Origin of the sequence: Cupriavidus sp. Agwp_2 (assembly GCF_040784895.1) — a bacterium.
GTDB lineage: Bacteria > Pseudomonadota > Gammaproteobacteria > Burkholderiales > Burkholderiaceae > Cupriavidus.
Genome location: NZ_CP088083.1, coordinates 872700 through 893669, shown reverse-complemented (window position 1 = coordinate 893669; position 20970 = coordinate 872700). Strand labels below are relative to the sequence as shown.

Genomic DNA, 20970 nt, shown 5'->3' with positions numbered 1-20970 from the left:
ACGCCCCCGGCAGCCTCAGGGCTGCCGGAATGCCATCAGCCCGGCCCATCCGGTCCATTCGTTTTCCGCCAACCATGATCGATTCCCAGGCAGTCCGTGCCTATTTGCTCGGTCTGCAAGACCGCATCACCGATGCCATCGGCGCCATTGACGGCCAGCCGTTCCTGACCGACGCCTGGGAGAAGCCGCCCACCGAACGCCTGCGCGGCAGCGGCCGCACCCGGATCCTGGAAGGCGGCGCGGTGATGGAGCGCGCCGGCGTGGGCTTCTCGCACGTCAGCGGCGATACCCTGCCGCCGTCAGCCAGCGCCAACCGGCCCGAACTGGCCGGGCGCAGCTTCGAGGCGATGGGCGTGTCGCTGGTGTTCCATCCGCGCAACCCCTACGTACCCACGGTCCACATGAACGTGCGCTGCTTCCTGGCAGTAAAGCCGGATGCCGAGCCGGTCTGGTGGTTCGGCGGCGGCATGGACCTGACGCCGTACTATGGCAACGCCGACGACTGCAGCCATTTCCACCGCACCTGCAAGCAGGCGCTGGCGCCTTATGGCGACGAGCTGTACCCGCGCTTCAAGCAGTGGTGCGACGAGTATTTCTTCCTGAAGCACCGCAACGAAGCACGCGGTGTAGGCGGGATCTTCTTCGACGACTTCTCGGCGCTGGGCTTCGAGCCCAGCTTCGCGATGATGCAATCGGTCGGCGACGCCTTCCTGGACGCCTACCTGCCCATCCTGCAGGCCCGCAAGGACACGCCCTACGGCGAGCGCGAGCGCGGCTTCCAGGCCTACCGGCGCGGACGATATGTCGAATTCAACCTGGTGTTCGACCGCGGCACGCTGTTCGGCCTGCAGTCGGGCGGACGCGCCGAATCCATCCTGATGTCGATGCCGCCGCTGGTGACCTGGCGCTATGACTGGCAACCGGAAGCGGGCAGCGCCGAAGCGGCGCTGTACACCGACTTCCTGCCCGCACGCGACTGGACCTGACGGCAGACCTATGGCCAATACCGCGCAAGACCGCACGCCCCCCGCTGACGCGGGCGACCCGCCGCTCCCGTCCAACCGCCCCAACCGCCCCTACCGCCTGGGTATCCTCGGCGGCACCTTTGACCCGCCCCATGCCGGGCACCTGGCTCTGGCGCGGCTGTGCATCGACCACCTGGAGCTGGACGAACTGGTCTGGATTCCCACCGGCCAGTCCTGGCAGAAGGGCACCGACGTGACGCCAGCCGCCGACCGCCTGGCGATGACCGAACTGGCCGCCGCCGCCCTGGGCGACACCGGCGCCAGGGTCCGCGTCAGCCGCATGGAAGTCGACCGCGCCGGTCCCAGCTACACCATCGACACCGTGCGCCAGCTGCGCGCCGAATACGGCCCCCAGGCCTCGCTGTGCTGGCTGATGGGTGCCGACCAGTTGCTGCGCCTGCATACCTGGCACGGCTGGCAGGAACTGTTCGCGCACGTGCACCTGTGCACCGCCACGCGACCACGCTTCGAGCTCGCCGCGCTGGAGGGCCCGGTGCTGGAAGCGCTGTCGCAGCGCCAGGCCGACACGACCCTGATACAATGCACGCCCTCCGGCCGGATGTGGATCGACCAGACGCTCGCCGTCGACCTGTCTTCCACCCACCTGCGCCAGCGCCTGGCAGCCGGCCAGCCGGCAGATGACCAACTGCCACCGGGCGTGGCACACTACATCGCTAGCCACGGGCTGTACCGCGACGCCCCGGCCAGGGCCTGACCGGGTTGAGCAAACCCGGCGCCCACCACCACCCAACCGATCTCAGCTGAACAAGAAGACACCATGGATATTCGTAAACTGCAACGCGCCATCGTCGACGGCCTCGAGGATGTCAAAGCGCAGGACATCAAGGTGTACGACACCAGCCACCTGACCGAGCTGTTCGACCGGGTGGTGATTGCCAGCGGGACGTCCAATCGCCAGACCAAGGCGCTTGCGGCTTCGGTGCGGGATACGGTGAAGGATGCCGGCGGCCATATCGTGGCGGTCGAGGGCCTGGAAACCGGCGAATGGGTGCTGGTCGATTGCGGCGACGCCGTGGTCCACATCCTGCAGCCGCAGTTGCGCCTGTACTACAACCTGGAAGAAATCTGGGGCGACAAGCCGGTGCGCATGAAGCTGACCACCGGCGCCCGCAGCCTGGCCAAGGCCAGCGAGCCGATGGACGAAGACGAGGACGAAGTCCCGGCCGCGCGCGGCACGCGCCGTGCCAGCAGCCTGCGCCCGGCGCTGGCCCGCCTGCCCGAAGGCATGAAGGAGCCGTCGCCGCCGATGGGGCACGAGGATACCGACCCGGACGCCATCGCCACGATCCGCAAGCCGGCCCGCAAGACCGCGACCAAGACGGCTACCAAGACCGCCGCCACCAAGACGGCTGGCACCCGCGCCGCAGCGCCGCGCAAGACTGCCGCCGGCACCACGGCACGCAAGACCGCTACCAAGACGGCAACTAAGACGGCAACCAAGACCGCAACTAAAACGGCCACCAAGACCGCCGCCAAGACTGCCGGCAAGACCGCGGCAGCCAAGCCGGCCGCGCGCAAGCGCGCCACCCGCTCGGCCTGATCCGCACGGCGCGCGGCCATCTGATGGCCGCGCCGCGCATACCGCCTCATGCAACTGGTGATCGTGGCCGTCGGCCACAAGATGCCCGCCTGGATCGAAACCGGCTTCACCGAGTACGCCAAGCGCATGCCGCCCGAGCTGCGCATCGAGCTGCGCGAGGTCAAGCCTGAAGCCCGCTCGTCCAGTAACAACGCCACCACCGTGATGCAGCGCGAAGCCGCGCGCATCGAGGCCGTGCTGGGCTCGCTGTCGAAGCAATGCCGGATTGTCGCGCTGGATGAACGCGGCCGCGACTTCACCACCGTGCAACTGGCTGCGCAGCTGACTGACTGGCAGCGCGAAGGCGGCGATGTCGCCTTCCTGATCGGCGGCGCCGATGGACTCGACCCCGCGCTGAAGGCGCGTGCCAGTACGCTGATCCGCCTGTCCAGCCTGACGCTGCCGCACGGCATGGTGCGCGTGCTGCTGGCCGAACAGCTGTACCGGGCCTGGTCGGTCACGCAGAACCACCCTTACCACCGCGCCTGATACGGTACCCGGGAAGTTGCCCGGGAAGTTGCCCGAAAGCCGGCCGCCGCGGGCGTTACAATTCACGCCACTGCCGGCCCGCCTGCCGCCGGCAGCCCCGACCCCGCCTGCCGCGATGCACGACTATCTCTACCTCGCCTCCCAAAGCCCGCGCCGACGCGAATTGCTGACCCAGCTGGGCGTACGCTACGAGCTGCTGCTTGCCAATGACGACGAGGACGCCGAAGCGCTGGAAGCCGTCCTGCCCGGCGAAACCCCCGACGACTACGTACAGCGCGTCTGCGCGCTGAAGGCCGAAGCCGCGCTGCGCCGCCGCGAGCGCCGCGCCCTGCCCGACGCGCCCGTGCTCACCTCCGACACCACCGTCTGCCTGGGCGGACGAATCCTCGGCAAACCCGACGATGCCGCCGATGCGCAGGCCATGCTGGCCGCGCTGTCCGGCAGTACGCACCGGGTGCTCACGGCGGTCACGGTGGTCTCCACCCTGGGCATGCACCACGCGCTGTCCGTCTCCGAAGTGACCTTCCGCCCGATGCGGCCGGACGAGATCGACCGCTATGTCGTCAGCGGCGAGCCGCTGGGCAAGGCCGGCGCGTACGGCATCCAGGGCCGCGCGGCCGAGTTCGTCGAGCGGATCGCGGGCAGCTATTCAGGTATCATGGGCTTGCCCTTGTTTGAGACGGCGGCGTTACTTCGCCAGGCCCGCCTGCGGTTCTGAGCCCCGGCCACGCCGCCGCCCAGGACAAGACCCGGCCGCGCCGGGCAACCCCAATACCGCCGGACCACCGGCGACCGCGTTTCACCGCTATGACTGAAGACATCCTCGTCAACATCACGCCCCAGGAGACGCGCGTTGCCATCGTGCAGCAGGCCGCCGTCCAGGAACTGCACGTCGAACGCACGCTCACGCGCGGGCTGGTCGGCAATATTTACCTGGGCAAGGTGGTGCGCGTGTTGCCCGGCATGCAGTCCGCCTTTATCGACATCGGCCTGGAGCGCGCCGCCTTCCTGCACGTAGCCGATATCTGGCACCCGCGCGACAACGACCGCAACGGCAACACGCCGCAGCTGGCGATCGAGAAGACCCTGTTCGAAGGCCAGGCGCTGATGGTGCAGGTGATCAAGGATCCGATCGGCACCAAGGGTGCGCGGCTGTCCACGCAGGTGAGCATCGCCGGGCGCACGCTCGTGTACCTGCCTCAGGATCCGCATATCGGCATCTCGCAGCGCATCGAAGGCGAAGTGGACCGCGAGGCGCTGCGCAGCCGCGTGCAGGGCCTGGTGCCGGCTGACGAGCGCGGCGGCTTTATCGTGCGCACCATCGCGGAGGAAGCGACCGACGAGGAACTCGGCAACGACATCGCCTACCTGCGCAAGATCTGGGGCGTGATCCGCCAGAACGCCACCACGCTGCCGGCGCCGGCGCTGCTCTACCAGGACCTGAACCTGGCCCAGCGCGTGCTGCGCGACTTCATCAACGACGCCACCGGCGTGATCCAGATTGACTCGCGCGAGAACTACCAGATGCTGGTGGAGTTCGCCAAGGAATACACGCCGGCGGTGCTGTCGCGGCTGTCGCACTACACCGGCGAGCGGCCGATCTTCGACCTGTTCAATATCGATGCCGAGATCGAGAAGGCGCTGTCGCGCCGGGTCGACCTGAAGTCAGGCGGCTACCTGATGATCGACCAGACCGAGGCGATGACGACGATCGACGTCAACACCGGCGGCTACGTGGGCGCGCGCAATTTCGACGACACCATCTTCAAGACCAACCTGGAGGCGGCCCATACCATCGCGCGGCAACTGCGCCTGCGCAACCTCGGCGGCATCATCATCATCGATTTCATCGATATGGAGAATGCCGAGCACCGCGAAGCGGTCCTGTCCGAGCTCAAGCGCGCGCTGTCGCGCGACCGCACCCGCATCACCGTCAACAACTTCTCGCAGCTCGGGCTGGTCGAGATGACGCGCAAGCGCACGCGCGAATCGCTGGCGCACGTGCTGTGCGAGCAATGCCCGGTATGCCAGGGCAAGGGCCAGGTCAAGACGCCGCGCACGGCGTGCTACGACATCCTGCGCGAGATCATGCGCGAATCGCGCCAGTTCAACCCGCGTGAATTCCGCATCCTGGCCTCGCAGGAAGTCATCGACCTGTTCCTGGAAGAAGAAAGCCAGCACCTGGCGATGCTCGGCGATTTCATCGGCAAGCCGATCTCCTTGCAGGTGGAATCGACCTTCCACCAGGAACAGTACGACATCATCCTGATGTAGTCCTGGCCTGACGCCAGGCTGCGGGATGGTCCTACTCCTTATTCGTCGTCGATCCGCTATAACTAAGCGAAGGTTGAGGGTGCGAGAAGGAGTCCGGCATGAACGCCACGAAACATGGGGCCTGTTTGCTGGCCGTCCTGGTGGGCACCGCCTGCGTGCCGCTGCCAATCGCCCAGTACCGGCCACCGCCGCCGCGCCCAGCCGCGCCAGTTGCCGAAGCACCGCCGCCCCCAAAGGCACGCGCGGCGCCGATCGCAGCCAAGACCATTACCATTGCCGGCGCATGCAAGCGCACCGAGGAAGACGGCTTCCGCGAGGACGCGCTGATGGACGTCACCGCCAACAAGGTGGAGGCGTTGAGGTGGAAACTGTGGGTGTCGCGGCGCGGCAGTTGCGAGTTCAACCTGGTCCAGTTCCGCCAGGTCCGCACCACGCCGCACATCGAACTCCAGGCCATCGACGGCAGCCAGTGCAAGCTGCTGGTGTGGCAGGATCCGCGCCGCGTGACCCTGGCGCATAACCGCTGCGAGAAGTACTGCACCCCGGGCATCTACGAGCAGGCCTGGCCGGTGCTGTTCGATCCCAAGAGCGGGAACTGCGCCGAGGTGCGCTGAGCTTCTCCGGCGCGCTGCCTACTTCGCCTTCGGCACGCGGCCCATCAGGTAGAACTCATCGTTCGGGCGCATGCTGATGGTGTTGGCCATCCGGTTCGACAAGCCGAAGAACGCGGTGATCGCGGCGATGTCCCACGCGTCTTCGTCGGAAAACCCATGCTCGCGCAGCGCCGCAAAATCCGCGTCGCCGACTTCATGCGACGCCTTGCACACCTTCATCGCAAAATCGAGCATGGCCCGCTGGCGCGGCGGGATGTCGGCTTTCATGTAGTTCACCGCGACCTGGTCCGCCACCAGCGGCTTCTTCTCGTAGATCCGCAGGATCGCGCCATGCGCGACCACGCAATACAGGCACTGGTTGGCACCGGAAGTCGCCACCACGATCATCTCGCGCTCGCCCTTGGTCAGCCCGCCCTCCTTCAGCATCAGCGCGTCGTGATAGGCAAAAAAGGCGCGGAATTCGTCGGGGCGGTGTGCCAGCGCCAGAAAGACATTGGGGACAAAGCCAGCCTTGTCCTGGACTTCCAGGATGCGGGCGCGGATGTCGTCGGGGAGGTCTTTCAGGGCGGGAACGGGATAGCGGCTGATGGCCAAAGCGGTGTCGGGCATGGTGTCTCCTGTTGGCGATGCGTTTTCGTCGACTTTGTCGTCCCTAATGTCTGTACTGGGTGGTGCTTCAAAGTCTACCGGATCCCCGGCACGGGGCCCGGCACCATGTTGCTCATGCATCGCAGAACCAGATGTCCGCAGGATAAGGCATACTACGTCCCTTCCTGAACCAGGCAAGCGCCCCCACTCGCGTGCGCTATCTCTTCCCGATGAAACGTATTCTCATCGTCAAGCTGACCTCGCTGGGCGACATGGTGTTCACCCAGCCGCTGGTCGCTGACCTGCAGCGGGCCTTTCCCGGCGTGAAGATCGACTGGATCGCGGATTCCTACTGCGCCGATGTGCCGCGCTGGAACCCTAGCATCGAACGCGTCATTGCCGCCCCACTGCGCGGCTTCAAGAAAAAGCGCAGCTGGGCTGGCCTGCGCGAGATCTTCAACGCGCTGCGCGAACTGCGGCGCGAGAAATACGATGCGGTGCTGGATGTCCATGGCGTCTACAAGAGCGCCATCGTGTCGTTCCTGGCGCGTACGCGCCATCGTTACGGCTACCCGGTCGAGGAGCTGGGGGAAAGTGGTGCGCGCTTCGCCTACAACCACATCTTCGCCCCGCACATCGATGCGGATTCCTCCCGGCAGCGGATGCGCCGCGCCGTCAGCCGCGCGTTCGGCTTTGCACTGAGCGACGACATGGACTACGGCCTTGTCATGCCGCCGGACACGCCGGCGCCGGCTGACAAGGGGCCCTATGCCATGCTGTTCCACGCCACGTCGAGCGAGGAAAAGAAATGGCCGGTGGCGGACTGGATCAGCGTGGGCAATGCGATTGCCGCGCGGGGCCTGCGCGTGCTGGTGCCGTGGGGTAACGAGGCCGAGCGCAAGGAAGCGGAGACCATTGCCGCCGGCGTACCAGGCGCCGAGGTCATGCCGCGCCTGAGCATCACGGGCGTGGCCCAGATGACAGGCAAGGCCTCGCTGGTGGTCGGCATGGACACAGGCTTCGTGCATATTGCCGACGCACTGCGCCGCCCGACCGTGATCCTCTTCACTACCACTTCCCGTCACCTGTACGGCGTCAGTGCGCCCGGGCGTGCCGTTTCGCTTGGCGGCCACGGCGATATTCCGACGCGCGCCGCGGTGCTGGCCGCGATCGACGAAGTCATGGGCGTGCAACCGCCGGTCACTTCGCTCAACTGAGCGCAAGCAGTAGTTAGCGAAAAGCCCGGTGGAAGCCGGGCTTTTCTTGTTATTGGGTCGCGAACTGGATCCGGTGCAGCCCGGCATAGAGCCCGTTGGCTGCGAGCAGTTCGTCGTGCGTGCCCTGCTCCGCCACGCGGCCATGGTCCAGTACGACGATCCGGTCGGCGTTCTCGATGGTGGAGAGCCTGTGGGCAATGACCAGGGTGGTACGCCCCTTCATCAACTGCTCGAGTGCCGCCTGCACCTGGCGCTCGGACTCCGAATCCAGCGCGGAAGTCGCCTCGTCCAGGATCAGGATCGGCGCGTCCTTGTACAACGCGCGGGCAATCGCCAGGCGCTGACGCTGGCCGCCGGACAGCTTCATGCCGTTGTCGCCGATATTGGTGTTCACGCCATCCGGCAGGCCCTTGACGGTCTCCGTCAGGTAGGCGGCCGCCAGCGCCTGCTCGACGCGCGCCATGTCTACCTCTTCGTCCGGCTGCGCCCCGTAAGCCACATTGTTGGCGACAGTGTCGTTGAACAACACGACGTCCTGGCTGACGAACGCGATCTGGTCGCGCAGATCCTTCAGCGCCAGCTCCGGCAGCGGCAGGCCGTCTAGCAGGATGCGCCCTTGCGTCGGGTCAAAAAAACGCGGCACCAGGTTGACCAGCGTGGTCTTGCCGCTGCCGGACGGGCCAACCAGCGCCACCACCTCACCTGGCATTACGCGCAGGTCGAGGTTTTCCAGCGCCGCGCGCGGAGCATCGCCATAGCGGAAGCCGACGCCCTCGAGGGCGAGTTCGCCGCGGGCCCGGCCGATCGCCTTGCCGCCATCCTGCGGTTCGACCGGTTCGTCGATCAGCCGGAAGATCATCTCGGCGGCAGTGATGCCGCGGGTCAGGGGCTGGTTGATATCGGTCAGGTGCTTCAGCGGCGAGATCAGCAGCAGCATTGCCATCACGAAGCCGGTGAAGCCACCCACCGTGGTCTGGTTGCCTTGCGCCTGCACCATGGCAATGGTGATGATCACGGACAGGGCCAGCGCCGCCAGGAATGCCGTGACCGGCTGGTTCAGGCCGCCGGCCACCGCCATGCGCATCGAGTAATTCTTCAGCCGCTCAGCCACGGTACGGAAGCGCGACAGCTCGTACGCCTCGCCGCCATGCAGCTTGACCACCTTGTAGCCGCCAGCGGCTTCTTCCACCACATAGGCAGCGTTGTTGGTGTAGGTCTGGTGGTCCCGGTTCAGCTTGCGCAGCCGCCGGTTGATCTTTGACATCAGGTAGCCGATGACCGGCAGGATCACGGCCACGATCAGCGTCAGCCGCCAGTTCGTATAGAACAGGTAGATCAGCAGCGCGACCACAGTGAGCGAATCGCGCACCAACGTAATGAACACGCTGGTCAGGATCTGCAGCACCTGGTTGACTTCGAAAATCACGGCGTTGATCAGCGATGCCGCCGTATTGCGGTGATAGAACGCTGCCGGCGCGTGCAGCATGCGCTCGAACATCTGCATCCGCATCTTCAGCAGCACGCGGTTGGAGATCAGGTTCAGCAGGTAGCCGGAAGCGAACTGCGCGACGCCGCGGATGAGCGCCACGCCCGTGAGGATGGCCGGGACATGCCACAGGGTGCCGGCGTAGCTGCCGCCGAAGCCCTTGTCGAGCAGGTCATTCACGACCTTGGGGATCACGCCTTCGCTGGCCGCGACCACGGCCATCGCGACGATCGCCGCCACAAAGATACGGAGCTCAGGACGCAGGTATGACCACAGCCGCGTGGCCATCGAGGGCGTACCTTGAGTCGGAAGACTGGACAAGAAGACTCCTTAAAGGATTCAGCGCCACATGCCGGCGGCCATTGCAAAGGCTGCAGGTACAATGGCGCACTCGTGCCGCCCGGCACGCGAGGCCGTGCGCGGCAGCGCCTGATGCGGCGCCACGGCCGCATGCACGCCCGCTCCGGGGGCATCCCCCGGCACCTTTTGCCGGCTGGAAATGGCAAAGACGCGATTATAGTGGATTGCCCTCCCGGCACACCCTCCGGGCATGCAGCCGCAACAGACCGACTGTCAACGGAATCAACCCTGAATGAAGATCGGAATTTCCTGCAACCGCTTTGGCCGCGGCGGCGGTTTTGAGCGCTACGCGCTGGACCTGGTGCGCGGCCTGCTGGCTGCTGGCGACCCCCCCGCCGTCTTTGCCCGGCGATTCGACACCGATGTGCCGGAATTCGGGGCGGTAGACCGCCATACGGTGCACGTCCGTTGGCTGCCGGGCCGGTTCCGGGATGCGGCATTCTCCTGGGGCATGCGCAATGCCCATCGGCACTGCGACGTGCTGATCGGCTGCAACCGGATCGTCGGGGCCGACATCGCCGTATGCGGCGGGACCCATCGCGGCTTCCTGCGCACTGCGGGGCGCAACCCGACGTCCAGGGATCGCGCGCAGATTTCCCTGGAAAGCCGGCATTACGAGGCCGCGCGCTATGTGGTTGCCCACTCGAAGCTGATGGCCGGGGAGCTGCAGTCGTTGTACGGCCTGCCGGAATCCAGGATTGCCCTGCTCTATCCTCCCGTGGACCCGGAGCGGTTCAGCCCCGTAGACGACGTTACGCGGGCGGCATTGCGCAAACAATTCGGGTTTGGCGACGAGCTGATATTCCTCTTCCCCTCGTCGGACCACGAGCGCAAGGGCTTGCGGCCGCTCGCCGAGGCACTCGCGGGCAGTGGCATCAACGGCGTCATCGCGGTGGCCGGGCGCGCGGTGCATGGCTCGTTGCCGGGCGTACGCGAACTGGGCTATTGCAAGAACATGGCGGACCTATACCGCGCCGCGGATTTCACCGTGCTGGCGTCAAGCTATGAGCCATTCGGCCTGGTTGCCATCGAATCCGTACTGTGCGGCACGCCGGCACTGCTGGCCGACAACATTTCCTGCCTGGAGGTGCTGGACGACCAGGTCTCGCGGCGCTTCTCGCGTACCGAGCCGGCCAGCATCCGGGCCGCGCTCGCAGCCGCGGCGGACTGGGCCGCCAGCGGCACCGCCCGTGTGGCGCAACCGCTCCGCCACATTGCCTACGATCCTGGCCTGGCCGCCCACCTGGACGGCTTGCGGCGCCTGTTCTAGGCGGTGTATGCCTGCCGGGCCGCCTTGTCTGCGGCCTTGCACATCAGCATCAGCTTGAGATAGCGGTAGTAGGTGCTCTCGGCGTTCGCCACGGCCAGCATGAAGCCTTCCGGGCCGTCGAGCACACCCAGCCGGAAGACATAAGTGCGCAGGAAAGCCCACATGCCTTTCCCGATCGCCTTCGCGAGCGAAGAGCGCTTGCCCTGCTCATACATGGTCTTGGCGCCTTCGCTGGAATAGACATTGTTCTTGTCCAGCGCTTCATGCAGGGTCGGGATGCTGATATGGATGATGGGGTGTCTGAGGCGCCCCGTGGTGCCCTGCAGCTCGATGTGGGTATGCGTGCGCACATCGGTGAAGCGACCCTTGCCACGGAGGAACAGGCGCGTGATGCGGTCCGGCCACCATCCGGAGTGCTTCATGAAACGGCCGCAGAAGCTGGAGCGCCGGGGCATCGAATAGGCAACGTGCGAGGATTCAGGGGCACGGCCTTCGAGCACGGCAAAAATCTCGGCGCGCAACTCATCGCCCACACGCTCGTCGGCATCGAGACACAGCACCCACTCCCCGGTAGCCTGGTCGAGCGCGCGGTTCTTCTGCGGGCCATCGCCCGGCCAGTCCGTCTCGAATACCCGCGCGCCGTAGCTGCGGCAGATGTCCTGGGTGCCGTCGGTGCTGCCGGAATCGAACACGATCATCTCGGTTGCCCAGTCGCGCACCGAGGCAAGACAGTCGCCAATATCGTGCGCCTCGTTCATCGCCACGATGATCACGCTGATGGTCGCGCGGGTGTCCGTCATGTTGGAGAGTTACCTTTCATGGAAAGTGGGCTGGAATACTCAGCGCCCGAACTGGCATCCTTCGCCGCCAGCGTCGCCCGCCGGTTGGCAATGATGCCCAGCAGCGTTGCCGTGGTGAGCGCATAGAACGCTGCATTCATGATCAATGTGAATACATCGATGGTCAGGCCGAATACGATGGTGCCGAAGGTCATCACCAGCCCCATGGTGGCAGCCGTAGCGGTCGGTGGATCGCTGGAGCGACGGTGGCGCCAGAAGTAATAGCTGGAGCCGAAATAGAGCAGGAACAGGGCGATCAGGCCGATGCTGCCCATTTCCGCCATCGTGGAAAAAATCTCGTTATGCGCATGAGCGTTGACGATCTGCGCTGAAATACGACCCTGGTCGGCCATTTCCTGCAGCGAGGCCTCAAGCCGCCCGCGCCCCACGCCCAGGACGGGATGCTCCGTGAACAGCGTCCAGGATGCCTCCCACAGTTGCACGCGCATACCAATCGACGTACTCGCATCGCCGTGCGCCATCTTGTCGAAATCCGAAATCGCCGCGTTCATGCGTTCGTGGAACATGGGTGTGCTGGCGATGCCAGTCAGGCCCAGCGTCATGATGACGATCACGCTGATACGCAGTCCTGGCGATACATTGTGCTGGCGACGCAGGTGCATGGTCAGCAGCCACAGCATGATCGGCACGGCAATCCAGCCCCCGCGGCTGCCTGAGACAAACGATGCGAACAGGCCACAGGCCAGCCCGAACAGTCGCAGCGCACGTTCCCAGGTGGGCGCGCTGCCTTCCCGGCGCGGTGCGGCGCTCATGAAGGCCAGCAGTATCGCCGTGTCCCCGAACGGGATCGGGTTGGTGAACGGATTGCCGGCGCGGCCCGAGATGACCCAATCAGCGGGTGATACCAGCACCAGCACCGACCAGCACGCCGCGCTGACCGCCCCCAGTGCACAACCGATCTGGACGGCGCGCAACTGGCTAGCCGGCACCGCGGACAATAGCAGGAAGCCAGGAAGGATCAGGAATAGGCGCGCCGGCGCGTCCAGCGCACGCGGCAGCACGTAGCCGCCGATCACCTGCTGCAGCAGCACGGCTAGCGGATAGGCAGTCATTGCCAGCACGTACCACTTGTACTCAACCAGCAAGCGCCACCCCGTTTGCCGGTTGGCGGCGTCCCGCAGCCATAGCAGGCCGGCAGCAAAAACCGCGAAATAGCAGTATCCGGCGCCTCCCTGCACGGTAAGGATCAGGAATGGCGACAATGCGGCAGCAAGTGCCGCCATGCGAATGGCGAAACTGTTCCTTTGCATCCGGGTACTTCTATCTGATTGATTCGCTTTGACGGGTGTGTTGATACAGGGCGTTACATCTCTAATATGTACGACGCAAACGGCAGGCAATAAAGGGCGGCAGCTGCCGCCGGACAATTTGCCTGCAAAACCGCGCATTATACCAACCTCGAGTAACCGGACTGCCGATCAGGGGCGCCGCTTGGCGTGGTATCTTGCGCGCTTGTCTATCTAGGTATTTGTGATGGAATTGCCTCACCGCGACCACGCCCCCGAAGCAGCGCTCCCGCTGGTTTCGATGCTTCTGATCGCCTATAACCAGCAGGATTTCATTGAAGCGGCAATCCGCGGCGCATTGGCCCAGGACTACCCGCAGCTTGAGATCTTTGTCTCCGATGACGCGTCGACCGATGGCACCTATGCCACCGCACAGCGTGCGCTGGAAGGGTACGCCGGCCCGCACACCGTGTCGCTGCTGCGCAACCCGGTCAACCTGGGAATCAGCGGACATTTGAGCAAGTTGGTCGCGCAGGCGCGCGGGGAACTCATCTTTGTCGCCGCGGCGGACGATTTTTCGCTGCCCACCCGCTGCAGCGAGGTAGTGCAGGCCTGGCTGTCACAACACCCCCAGCCTGACCTGATCGCGACGGATCTCATCGACATGGCGTATGACGGCACGCTGCATGGCGAAATCCGGCACAGTGAGCTCGGTTCTTATCGTTCGTTCGAATACTGGGCGGGACATCCCCCCCATGTCATCGGCGCCTCGCACACCTGGACGCGACGCATGTTCGACCAATTCGGCCCGATCGCACCCGGCATGATTTCGGAAGACCAGATCACGACCCTGCGGGCTTCGCTGCTGGGCGGCGCATACAACCTTCGGCGACCGCTGGTGCACTACCGCCGCGGCGGCACCTCGGGCAAGCGCAGGTGGCACACGCCTGCGGATTTCGTCCGCCGCATCAGGCTGACCAATCGCAGCTCGCTGGCGGAAACGTTGCAGTTCATCGAAGATGCCGAGCGTGCCGGCCACGGTGACGCCATGCGCCGGCTCAAGGCACGCAAGCTGGCCCGTGAACAGTACACCGCCGATGTCTTTGCCGCGCCCGACAACATGGCGCGGCTAAGGATCCTGTTTGGCGCGCGACGCGTCACGCTCGGCCACCGGCTGCGCATGTTCCTGTACGCCGCGGCGCCAGCGGCCTACGCGCCGTTCTACTTCCTGGGCAACCTGTTCAGGCGCGGCTGAAATGCCGGGCGGCAGCTTCGTCCGCCCTGCTCAGTCGTACAGGGTGCTCACGCTCTCCGCCGACAGCGCCTGGCGCAGCGCGCCCAGCGCTTCGTCGGACGGCACCACCTGCCAGTCCGGCCCCAGCACGGCTTCGCACGACGCGGTCCGGGCCTCGTAGCCGATCCGCACTGGCAATCCCTGCGCACCAGTGGCGCGCGCCAGGTGCGGCATCAACAGCTCGCGCAGCATGCCCGTCGACGAATTACCATTCATCGCCAGGCGCACCGCCGAAGCGAAGCGGATGCGCGCCGCGGTCAGGTCCATCACCGACTCCGCCGTGAACCGGACGCCGCCCGTGAACGTATCGTGCCGCGCATTGCCGGTGGCGATCAGCAGTTCGTCTTCGCGAAACATCTGCCGGTTGGCGTCGAAGACCTCGTTGAACACCGTCATCTCGACCACCCCGGTGCCGTCGTCCAGCGTCACGATCAGCATCTTGCCGCGCTGGGTCATCTGCGTGCGGATGCCGGAGATCACGCCGGCGATGGTCTTGCCACGCACGTCGCGGCCGAAGCCGCCGCCGTTGCCCTGCACTTCCTTCTCCAGCGAGGCCAGCGTGCCCTTGTTGAAGCGGCGCACTTCGTCGCGGTAGGCGTCGAACAGGTGGCCGGAGAAGTAGTAGCCGAGCGCCTGCTTCTCTTCCTGCAGCGTCCGCTTGGGGCTCCAGCGCGGTTCGTCGAGCAGTTCGGGGCGGTGCGCTTCGCCGGCATCGCCCATCAGGTCGAACAGCGAGACCTGGTTGGCGGATTCGGCCTTCTGCTCGGCGGCCTCCATCGCGATCGGCACCGACGCCAGCAACTGGGCGCGGTTGTCGTTCAGGCTGTCGAAGGCGCCGGCGCGGATCAGCGCTTCCATGGTGCGGCGATTGACCTGGCGGCGGTCGACGCGCTCGCAGAAGTCGAACAGGTCCTTGAACGCTCCACCCTCTTCGCGCGCGCGCAGGATGTCTTCGATCGCGCCCTGCCCGCTGCCCTTGATGCCGCCCAGGCCATAGCGGATGGTCTTCGGATCGGTCGGCGCGAAACGGTATTCGCTGGCGTTGACGTCCGGCGGCAGCACCGCGATCTTGTTGAGCTTGCAATCCTCGTAGAGGATCTTGACCTTGTCGGTGTCATCCATGGCCAGCGACATGTTGGCTGCCATGAATTCGGCCGGATGGTGAGCCTTGAGCCAGGCCGTGTAGTACGCCAGCAGCGCATAGGCGGCCGCGTGCGACTTGTTGAAGCCGTAGCCCGCGAACTTCTCCATCAGGTCGAAGATGTCGTCGGCCTGCTGCGAGGACAGGCCGTTCTTGTCGGCACCTTCGCGGAACATGACGCGGTGCTGCGCCATCTCTTCCGGCTTCTTCTTGCCCATCGCGCGGCGCAGCAAATCGGCGCCGCCGAGCGAGTAGCCGCCGATGATCTGCGCCATCTGCATCACCTGCTCCTGGTAGACCATGATGCCGTAGGTCTCTTTCAGGACGGGTTCGACGCGCGGATCGGGGTACTCCACCTTCTCGCGCCCATGCTTGCGCGCGCAGAAGCTGGGGATCAGGTCCATCGGGCCCGGGCGGTAGAGTGCCACCAGCGCGATGATGTCCTCGAAGCGGTCAGGCTTGGCGTCTTTCAGCATGCCCTGCATGCCGCGGCTTTCCAGCTGGAACACGGCGACCGTGTTGGCCGTCTTCAGGATATCGAAGGCGGGGCTGTCGTCGAGCGGGATATGGCTGCAGTTCCAGTCGTTCTTGCTCGGGTCGAGGCGGCGGATATAGCGCTCGGCCCAGTCCAGGATAGTCAGCGTGGTCAGGCCCAGAAAGTCGAACTTGACCAGGCCGGCGGCCTCGACGTCGTCCTTGTCATACTGGCTGACGACGCCGCTCATGCCGTCGTTCTGCGCACCCTGCGTGTACAGCGGGCAGAAATCGGTCAGCCTGCCGGGCGCGATCAGCACGCCGCCGGCGTGCATGCCGACGTTACGGGTCATGCCTTCGACGCGCTGCGCCAGCTCCAGCAACTGGCGCACTTCTTCCTCGTTGTTCTCGCGCTCGGTGAGCAGCGGCTCTTCTTTTTTCGCTTCCTCGATGGTGACCAGCTTGCCCGGTTTGAACGGGATCAGCTTGGCAATGCCGTCGACAAAGCCATAGCCCAGGTCAAGCACGCGGCCCACGTCGCGCACCGCGGCCTTCGCCGCCATGGTGCCGAAGGTGGCGATCTGCGACACCGCATCCTTGCCGTACTTTTCCTTCACGTACGTGATCACGCGATCGCGGCCGTGCTGGCAGAAGTCGATGTCGAAGTCAGGCATCGACACCCGTTCCGGGTTCAGGAAGCGCTCGAACAGCAGCGCGTACTTGAGCGGATCGAGGTCGGTAATGCCGAGCGCATAGGCCACCAGCGAACCGGCGCCCGAACCGCGGCCCGGCCCGACCGGCACGCCGTTGTTCTTGGCCCAGTTGATAAAGTCCGCCACGATCAGGAAGTAGCCGGGGAAGCCCATCTTGATGATGGTGCCGGTCTCGAACTCCAGCCGTGCGTAGTATTCGGGGCGCTTCGCCTCGCGCACCGCTTCGTCGGGGAACAGCACGGCCAGGCGTTTTTCCAGGCCGTCCTTGGCCATGAATACCAGGTAGTCGTCCAGCGACATGCCGTCCGGCGTCGGGAACAGCGGCAGGCGCGGCTTGCCCAGCTCCAGCGTCAGGTTGCAGCGGCGCGCGATCTCGACCGCGTTCTCCAGCGCCGAGGGGATGTCCGCGAACAGCGCGCACATCTCGTCCTGGGTCTTGAAATACTGGTCGGTGGTGAAGCGTCGCGTGCGGCGCGGATTGGCCAGCAGTTCGCCCTCGGCGATGCACACGCGCGCCTCGTGTGCGGTGTAGTCGTCCGGCGTCATGAACTGCACCGGATGCGTGGCAACCACCGGGAGTTGCAGCTCGGCGGCAAGCTGCACGGCCTGCTGCACGTAGGCATCGGTGCCGGCATGGCCGGCGCGCTGCAGCTCGATATAGAAGCGCTGCGGGAACACCGACGACCAGTGCTGCGCGGCGCGGCGCGCGCCATCGAGGTTGCCGTTGCCCAGCGCCATGCCGACGTCGCCGCCCATCGCTCCGGACAGTGCAATCAGGCCAGTGGCCAGCGGCATGTCGTCCTCGCCCGGCTCGAGGAACCAGGCCGGGTCGATCTCGGCGCGGCCTCGATGCTGGTTGCCCAGCCACGCGCGCGACAGCAGCATGCACAGGTTCAGGTAACCACGGCGGTCCTGCACCAGCAGCAGCAGGCGCGAAGGCTTGTCGCGGTCCTCCGCATTGGTCAGCCAGACATCGGCCCCAAGCACCGGCTTCACGCCCTTGCCGCGCGCCTCCTTGTAATAACGGATCAACCCGAAAGCGTTGGCGAGGTCTGTCAGGGCGAGCGCGCCCATGCCATCGGCGGCAGCGGCCTTGACGGCGTCCTCCAGGCGGACGATACCGTCCACGACGGAGTATTCGGAATGGAGTCGAAGATGGACAAAGCGGGGTGCAGACATGGGCGACATTGTACCGGCTCGGCCCGGTCGCCGGCCTCCAATATTGCGTGCAGCCGGCGCGGTACGGCCCGCCTTCAAAGCTGATCGGCGTGCTGGGGAATGCGCAGCAGCCGCGGCCGCTCGCGTTATAATTTCGCCTTTCCAATCCGGCAGTTATCGCAAGCCGTCGGCGCCCTCCCGGACGCAGCCGTGCGGGCCCAGTCTCCCATGCAGATCGTCAACATTTCCGCTTACAAATTCGTCTCGCTGGACGACATCGAGACCCTGCGCCCGGACATGCGCGAGCGCTGTGAAGCGGCCGGCCTGAAAGGCACGATCCTGCTCGCGCCGGAAGGCATCAACATGTTCCTGGCCGGCCCGCGCGAAGCCATCGACGGCTTCATGGCGTGGCTGCATGCCGATGCGCGCTTTGCCGACATCGCACCCAAGGAGAGCCTGTCGGAAAACCAGCCCTTCAAGCGCATGCTGGTACGCGCCAAGAAGGAGATCATCACCATGAAGATGCCGCTGATCCGCCCGGAGGAAGGCCGTGCGCCTTCGGTGCGGCCGGTCGATCTGAAGCGCTGGCTGGACCAGGGGCACGACGACGAAGGACGCCCGGTGGTGATGCTGGACACGCGCAATGATTTCGAGGTGGCGGTGGGCACGTTCGATCAGGCGGTCGAGTACGACATCGCCAAGTTCAGCGAATTTCCGCAGCAGGTTGCCGCCCACATGGCCGACTATGAAGGCAAGACCGTGGTGTCGTTCTGCACCGGCGGTATCCGCTGCGAAAAGGCGGCGATCCACATGCAGGAAGTCGGCATCGAGCGCGTCTACCAGCTCGAGGGCGGCATCCTGAAGTACTTCGAGGAAGTCGGCGGCAGCCACTATCAGGGCGACTGCTTTGTCTTCGACTACCGCACCGCGCTGAACCCCAGCCTGGAGCCGGCGGGGCCCAAGCAGTGCTTTGCCTGCCGCGCCGTGGTTACGCCGGAAGAACAGCAGAGCCCGCACTACGTGATCGGCAAGAGTTGCCCGCACTGCATCGGCACGAAACAGGCGGCAGCCTGAGAAAAAGCCGCGGCGGCCGCTCAGGCCGCCAGCAGGTGGTAGAGGTTGCGCAGCATGCCCGCGGTGGCGCCCCAGATAAAGCGGTGGCCGCCTCCCGCCCGCGGATAGGGCATCGCGTAGAACAGCCGTTCGCCGTCGACCCAGCGGAACAGGCGCCGCTCATGGTGCGACGGGTTCATCAGGAAGGCGAGCGGCACTTCAAAAACATCGGCCACTTCCGAGGCATCCGGGCGCAGCGTAAAGCCGTCGCGCACGAGGCCCACCACCGGGCTGACATGGAACCCCGTGCCGGTGATGTAGTCAGGCAGCGCGCCCAGCACTTCCACGTAGTCGCGCGCCAGGCCGACTTCTTCCTCCGTCTCGCGCAGAGCCGTGTCAATGCGGTTCACGTCCCAGGTCTCCTGCCTGCCGCCGGGAAAGCTGATCTGGCCCGCATGCGCGCTCAGGTTGGCATTGCGCTGCGTCAGCAACACGGTCAGGCCATCGTGACGTTCCACCAGCGGCACCAGCACGGCGGCATCGCGCAGTCCGCGGCTGCGGTCGTAGACGCGGGATTCGTCGGTCAGCTCCGGTGCCCAGGCGGGTGGCACCTCGAAGCGGTGCCGGATGAAGTCAACCTGCAGGCGCGGCTCGCTCAGTGGCGCATTGCGCAGGTCGGTGTCGACGACAGGAAGGGATTCGGGATCGAAGGCGGGACGCATAACAACTGCAAGTATGACAGAAGCGCGCAATTCGGCGCCGCAGCAAAATCAGGCTGTTGCCCGCGCGCCAATGCAGAAAGGGCACCCGTGGGGTGCCCTTCCTGAGGAAACGCTGGCCGGGTTGCCCCGGCCGGCATGTCCGGCTTACTGCGCGGCCTTGGCAGCGGCGGCAGCCTTCGACACCAGCTTTTCCTTGATACGTGCGGACTTGCCCGAACGCTGGCGCAGGTAGTACAGCTTCGCGCGACGCACGTCGCCGCGACGCTTGACTTCGATGGCAGCGATCAGCGGCGAGTACAGCTGGAACGTACGTTCCACGCCTTCACCCGACGAGATCTTGCGCACGATGAAGGACGAGTTCAGGCCGCGGTTACGCTTGGCGATCACCACGCCTTCGTAGGCCTGCACGCGCTTGCGGGTACCTTCCACCACGTTCACGCTGACGATCACGGTGTCGCCGGGTGCGAATGCGGGGATGGTCTTGTTCGCGGTCAGACGCGCGATCTCTTCCTTCTCGATCTGCTCGATGAGGTTCATCGTTTTTTCTCCGTAACCATCGTGCCGGCGTTGTATGCCCCAGGCATGTCCCGGGCCCCGGCAGAGGATGGGGTTTTACCTGGCGGGAGTTGCCTCCCGCCCTTCCTTCGCCGCCCATTCCGACAAGAATTTCTCGTCGGCGCGGGACAGCAAACCTTGTTCGCGAGCCGCCTCGATCAGGTCGGGGCGCTTTCTCGCGGTATTGGTCAGCGCCTGCTGGCGCCGCCATTTCTCGATCTCGGCATGATGGCCCCCGAGCAGAATCTCGGGCACCCGCACGCCTTCATATTCTTCCGGCCGCGTGTAGTGCGGACAATCCAGCAGGCCGTTGACGAAACTGTCCTGCACCGCGGACTGCGCGTCGCCCAGCACGCCGGGCAGGTGGCGCACCACCGCGTCGATCAGCGCCATCGCCGGCAATTCGCCGCCTGACAGCACAAAGTCGCCGAGGCTGATTTCCTCGTCCACGCGGCGGTCGATCAGCCGCTGGTCGATGGCCTCATAGCGGCCGCACAGCAGGACCAGGCCAGGCCGTTCGGCCAGCTCCATCACTTTGGCATGCGACAGCGTGTTGCCCTGCGGCGACATCAGCACCACATGTGGCTGCGGCACGCTGGCCTGCGCCTGCGCTGCCACCGCAGCATCGATCGCGTCATCCAGCGGCCTGGCCAGCATTACCATGCCGGGGCCACCGCCATAGGGGCGATCGTCGATGGTGCGGTAGTTATCCACCGTGAAATCGCGCGGATTCCACGTGCGCAACGCATACCGCTGTTGCTTGGCTGCCCGGCTGGTAATGCCCCAGTCGGTCAGCGCGCGAAACATCTCGGGAAACAGCGTGATCACATCGAACTGCATCCGCTCTCCCC

At 65.5% G+C, this 20970-nt stretch carries 19 protein-coding genes; 11 read left to right on the top strand and 8 right to left on the bottom strand.

Features of this window, described 5'->3' with window-relative positions; genetic code table 11:
- Positions 1-74: 74 nt before the first annotated feature.
- The 7 genes from hemF (at position 75) to LPA45_RS04110 (ending at position 6002) form a co-directional block, all read left to right on the top strand.
- Positions 75-986 carry an oxygen-dependent coproporphyrinogen oxidase gene (gene hemF, locus LPA45_RS04140; protein WP_116317427.1) on the top strand — a complete coding sequence of 304 codons (912 nt, stop codon included), beginning with the start codon at positions 75-77 and terminating at the stop codon, positions 984-986.
- Between the two features lie 10 nt (positions 987-996).
- Positions 997-1740: a nicotinate-nucleotide adenylyltransferase gene (locus LPA45_RS04135; RefSeq protein WP_116317426.1), complete on the top strand. Its 744-nt coding sequence runs from the start codon at positions 997-999 to the stop codon at positions 1738-1740.
- A gap of 63 nt (positions 1741-1803) precedes the next feature.
- The gene (gene rsfS, locus LPA45_RS04130; protein ID WP_199414498.1) at positions 1804-2586 is read left to right on the top strand and encodes a ribosome silencing factor; all 783 of its coding nucleotides are present in this window, start codon (positions 1804-1806) and stop codon (positions 2584-2586) included.
- A 48-nt stretch (positions 2587-2634) separates the two neighbouring features.
- Positions 2635-3114 carry a 23S rRNA (pseudouridine(1915)-N(3))-methyltransferase RlmH gene (rlmH, locus tag LPA45_RS04125; RefSeq protein WP_116317424.1) on the top strand — a complete coding sequence of 160 codons (480 nt, stop codon included), beginning with the start codon at positions 2635-2637 and terminating at the stop codon, positions 3112-3114.
- Between the two features lie 115 nt (positions 3115-3229).
- A complete protein-coding gene (locus LPA45_RS04120) occupies positions 3230-3832 on the top strand; it encodes a nucleoside triphosphate pyrophosphatase (RefSeq protein ID WP_116317423.1) in 603 nt (200 codons plus the stop codon).
- A gap of 89 nt (positions 3833-3921) precedes the next feature.
- The gene (gene rng, locus LPA45_RS04115; protein WP_116317422.1) at positions 3922-5388 is read left to right on the top strand and encodes a ribonuclease G; all 1467 of its coding nucleotides are present in this window, start codon (positions 3922-3924) and stop codon (positions 5386-5388) included.
- 98 nt (positions 5389-5486) lie between these two features.
- On the top strand, positions 5487-6002 hold the full coding sequence (locus tag LPA45_RS04110; protein WP_116317421.1) for a hypothetical protein: 516 nt from the start codon (positions 5487-5489) through the stop codon (positions 6000-6002).
- Positions 6003-6020: 18 nt separating this feature from the next.
- On the opposite strand, the gene LPA45_RS04105 is transcribed toward LPA45_RS04110, so the two are convergent.
- Positions 6021-6611 (bottom strand): peroxidase-related enzyme, encoded by a 591-nt coding sequence (locus LPA45_RS04105; RefSeq protein WP_367394948.1) that lies wholly within the window; start codon positions 6609-6611, stop codon positions 6021-6023.
- 209 nt (positions 6612-6820) lie between these two features.
- Here LPA45_RS04105 and waaC point away from each other — a divergent pair, with 209 nt between their 5' ends.
- Positions 6821-7807 (top strand): lipopolysaccharide heptosyltransferase I, encoded by a 987-nt coding sequence (gene waaC / locus LPA45_RS04100; RefSeq protein WP_116317420.1) that lies wholly within the window; start codon positions 6821-6823, stop codon positions 7805-7807.
- Positions 7808-7856: 49 nt separating this feature from the next.
- Here waaC and msbA read toward each other — a convergent pair whose 3' ends face one another.
- Positions 7857-9581 (bottom strand): lipid A export permease/ATP-binding protein MsbA, encoded by a 1725-nt coding sequence (gene msbA, locus LPA45_RS04095; protein ID WP_116317419.1) that lies wholly within the window; start codon positions 9579-9581, stop codon positions 7857-7859.
- A 304-nt stretch (positions 9582-9885) separates the two neighbouring features.
- Here msbA and LPA45_RS04090 point away from each other — a divergent pair, with 304 nt between their 5' ends.
- Complete coding sequence (locus LPA45_RS04090) at positions 9886-10923, top strand: glycosyltransferase family 4 protein (protein WP_116317418.1); 1038 nt, start codon at positions 9886-9888, stop codon at positions 10921-10923.
- Here LPA45_RS04090 and LPA45_RS04085 read toward each other — a convergent pair.
- Positions 10920-11723 (bottom strand): glycosyltransferase family 2 protein, encoded by an 804-nt coding sequence (locus tag LPA45_RS04085; protein WP_116317417.1) that lies wholly within the window; start codon positions 11721-11723, stop codon positions 10920-10922. The genes LPA45_RS04090 and LPA45_RS04085 overlap by 4 nt on opposite strands.
- A complete protein-coding gene (locus tag LPA45_RS04080) occupies positions 11720-13171 on the bottom strand; it encodes an O-antigen ligase (protein ID WP_116317416.1) in 1452 nt (483 codons plus the stop codon). Before LPA45_RS04080 ends, LPA45_RS04085 begins: the two co-directional genes overlap by 4 nt.
- An 85-nt stretch (positions 13172-13256) precedes the next feature.
- On the opposite strand from LPA45_RS04080, the gene LPA45_RS04075 reads away from it, so the two are divergent.
- Positions 13257-14264: a glycosyltransferase gene (locus tag LPA45_RS04075; protein ID WP_116317415.1), complete on the top strand. Its 1008-nt coding sequence runs from the start codon at positions 13257-13259 to the stop codon at positions 14262-14264.
- Positions 14265-14294: 30 nt separating this feature from the next.
- Here LPA45_RS04075 and dnaE read toward each other — a convergent pair whose 3' ends face one another.
- On the bottom strand, positions 14295-17810 hold the full coding sequence (dnaE, locus tag LPA45_RS04070) for a DNA polymerase III subunit alpha (protein WP_116317844.1): 3516 nt from the start codon (positions 17808-17810) through the stop codon (positions 14295-14297).
- Positions 17811-18017: 207 nt separating this feature from the next.
- Here dnaE and LPA45_RS04065 point away from each other — a divergent pair, with 207 nt between their 5' ends.
- The gene (locus LPA45_RS04065) at positions 18018-18863 is read left to right on the top strand and encodes a sulfurtransferase (RefSeq protein ID WP_116317414.1); all 846 of its coding nucleotides are present in this window, start codon (positions 18018-18020) and stop codon (positions 18861-18863) included.
- Between the two features lie 20 nt (positions 18864-18883).
- Here LPA45_RS04065 and LPA45_RS04060 read toward each other — a convergent pair whose 3' ends face one another.
- The 3 genes from LPA45_RS04060 to trmD form a co-directional block, all read right to left on the bottom strand.
- Entirely contained in the window at positions 18884-19564 is a 681-nt protein-coding gene (locus LPA45_RS04060; RefSeq protein WP_116317413.1) for a CoA pyrophosphatase, read from the bottom strand.
- Positions 19565-19708: 144 nt separating this feature from the next.
- The gene (gene rplS, locus LPA45_RS04055) at positions 19709-20101 is read right to left on the bottom strand and encodes a 50S ribosomal protein L19 (RefSeq protein ID WP_116317412.1); all 393 of its coding nucleotides are present in this window, start codon (positions 20099-20101) and stop codon (positions 19709-19711) included.
- 75 nt (positions 20102-20176) lie between these two features.
- A complete protein-coding gene (trmD, locus tag LPA45_RS04050; protein WP_116317411.1) occupies positions 20177-20959 on the bottom strand; it encodes a tRNA (guanosine(37)-N1)-methyltransferase TrmD in 783 nt (260 codons plus the stop codon).
- Positions 20960-20970: the final 11 nt, after the last annotated feature.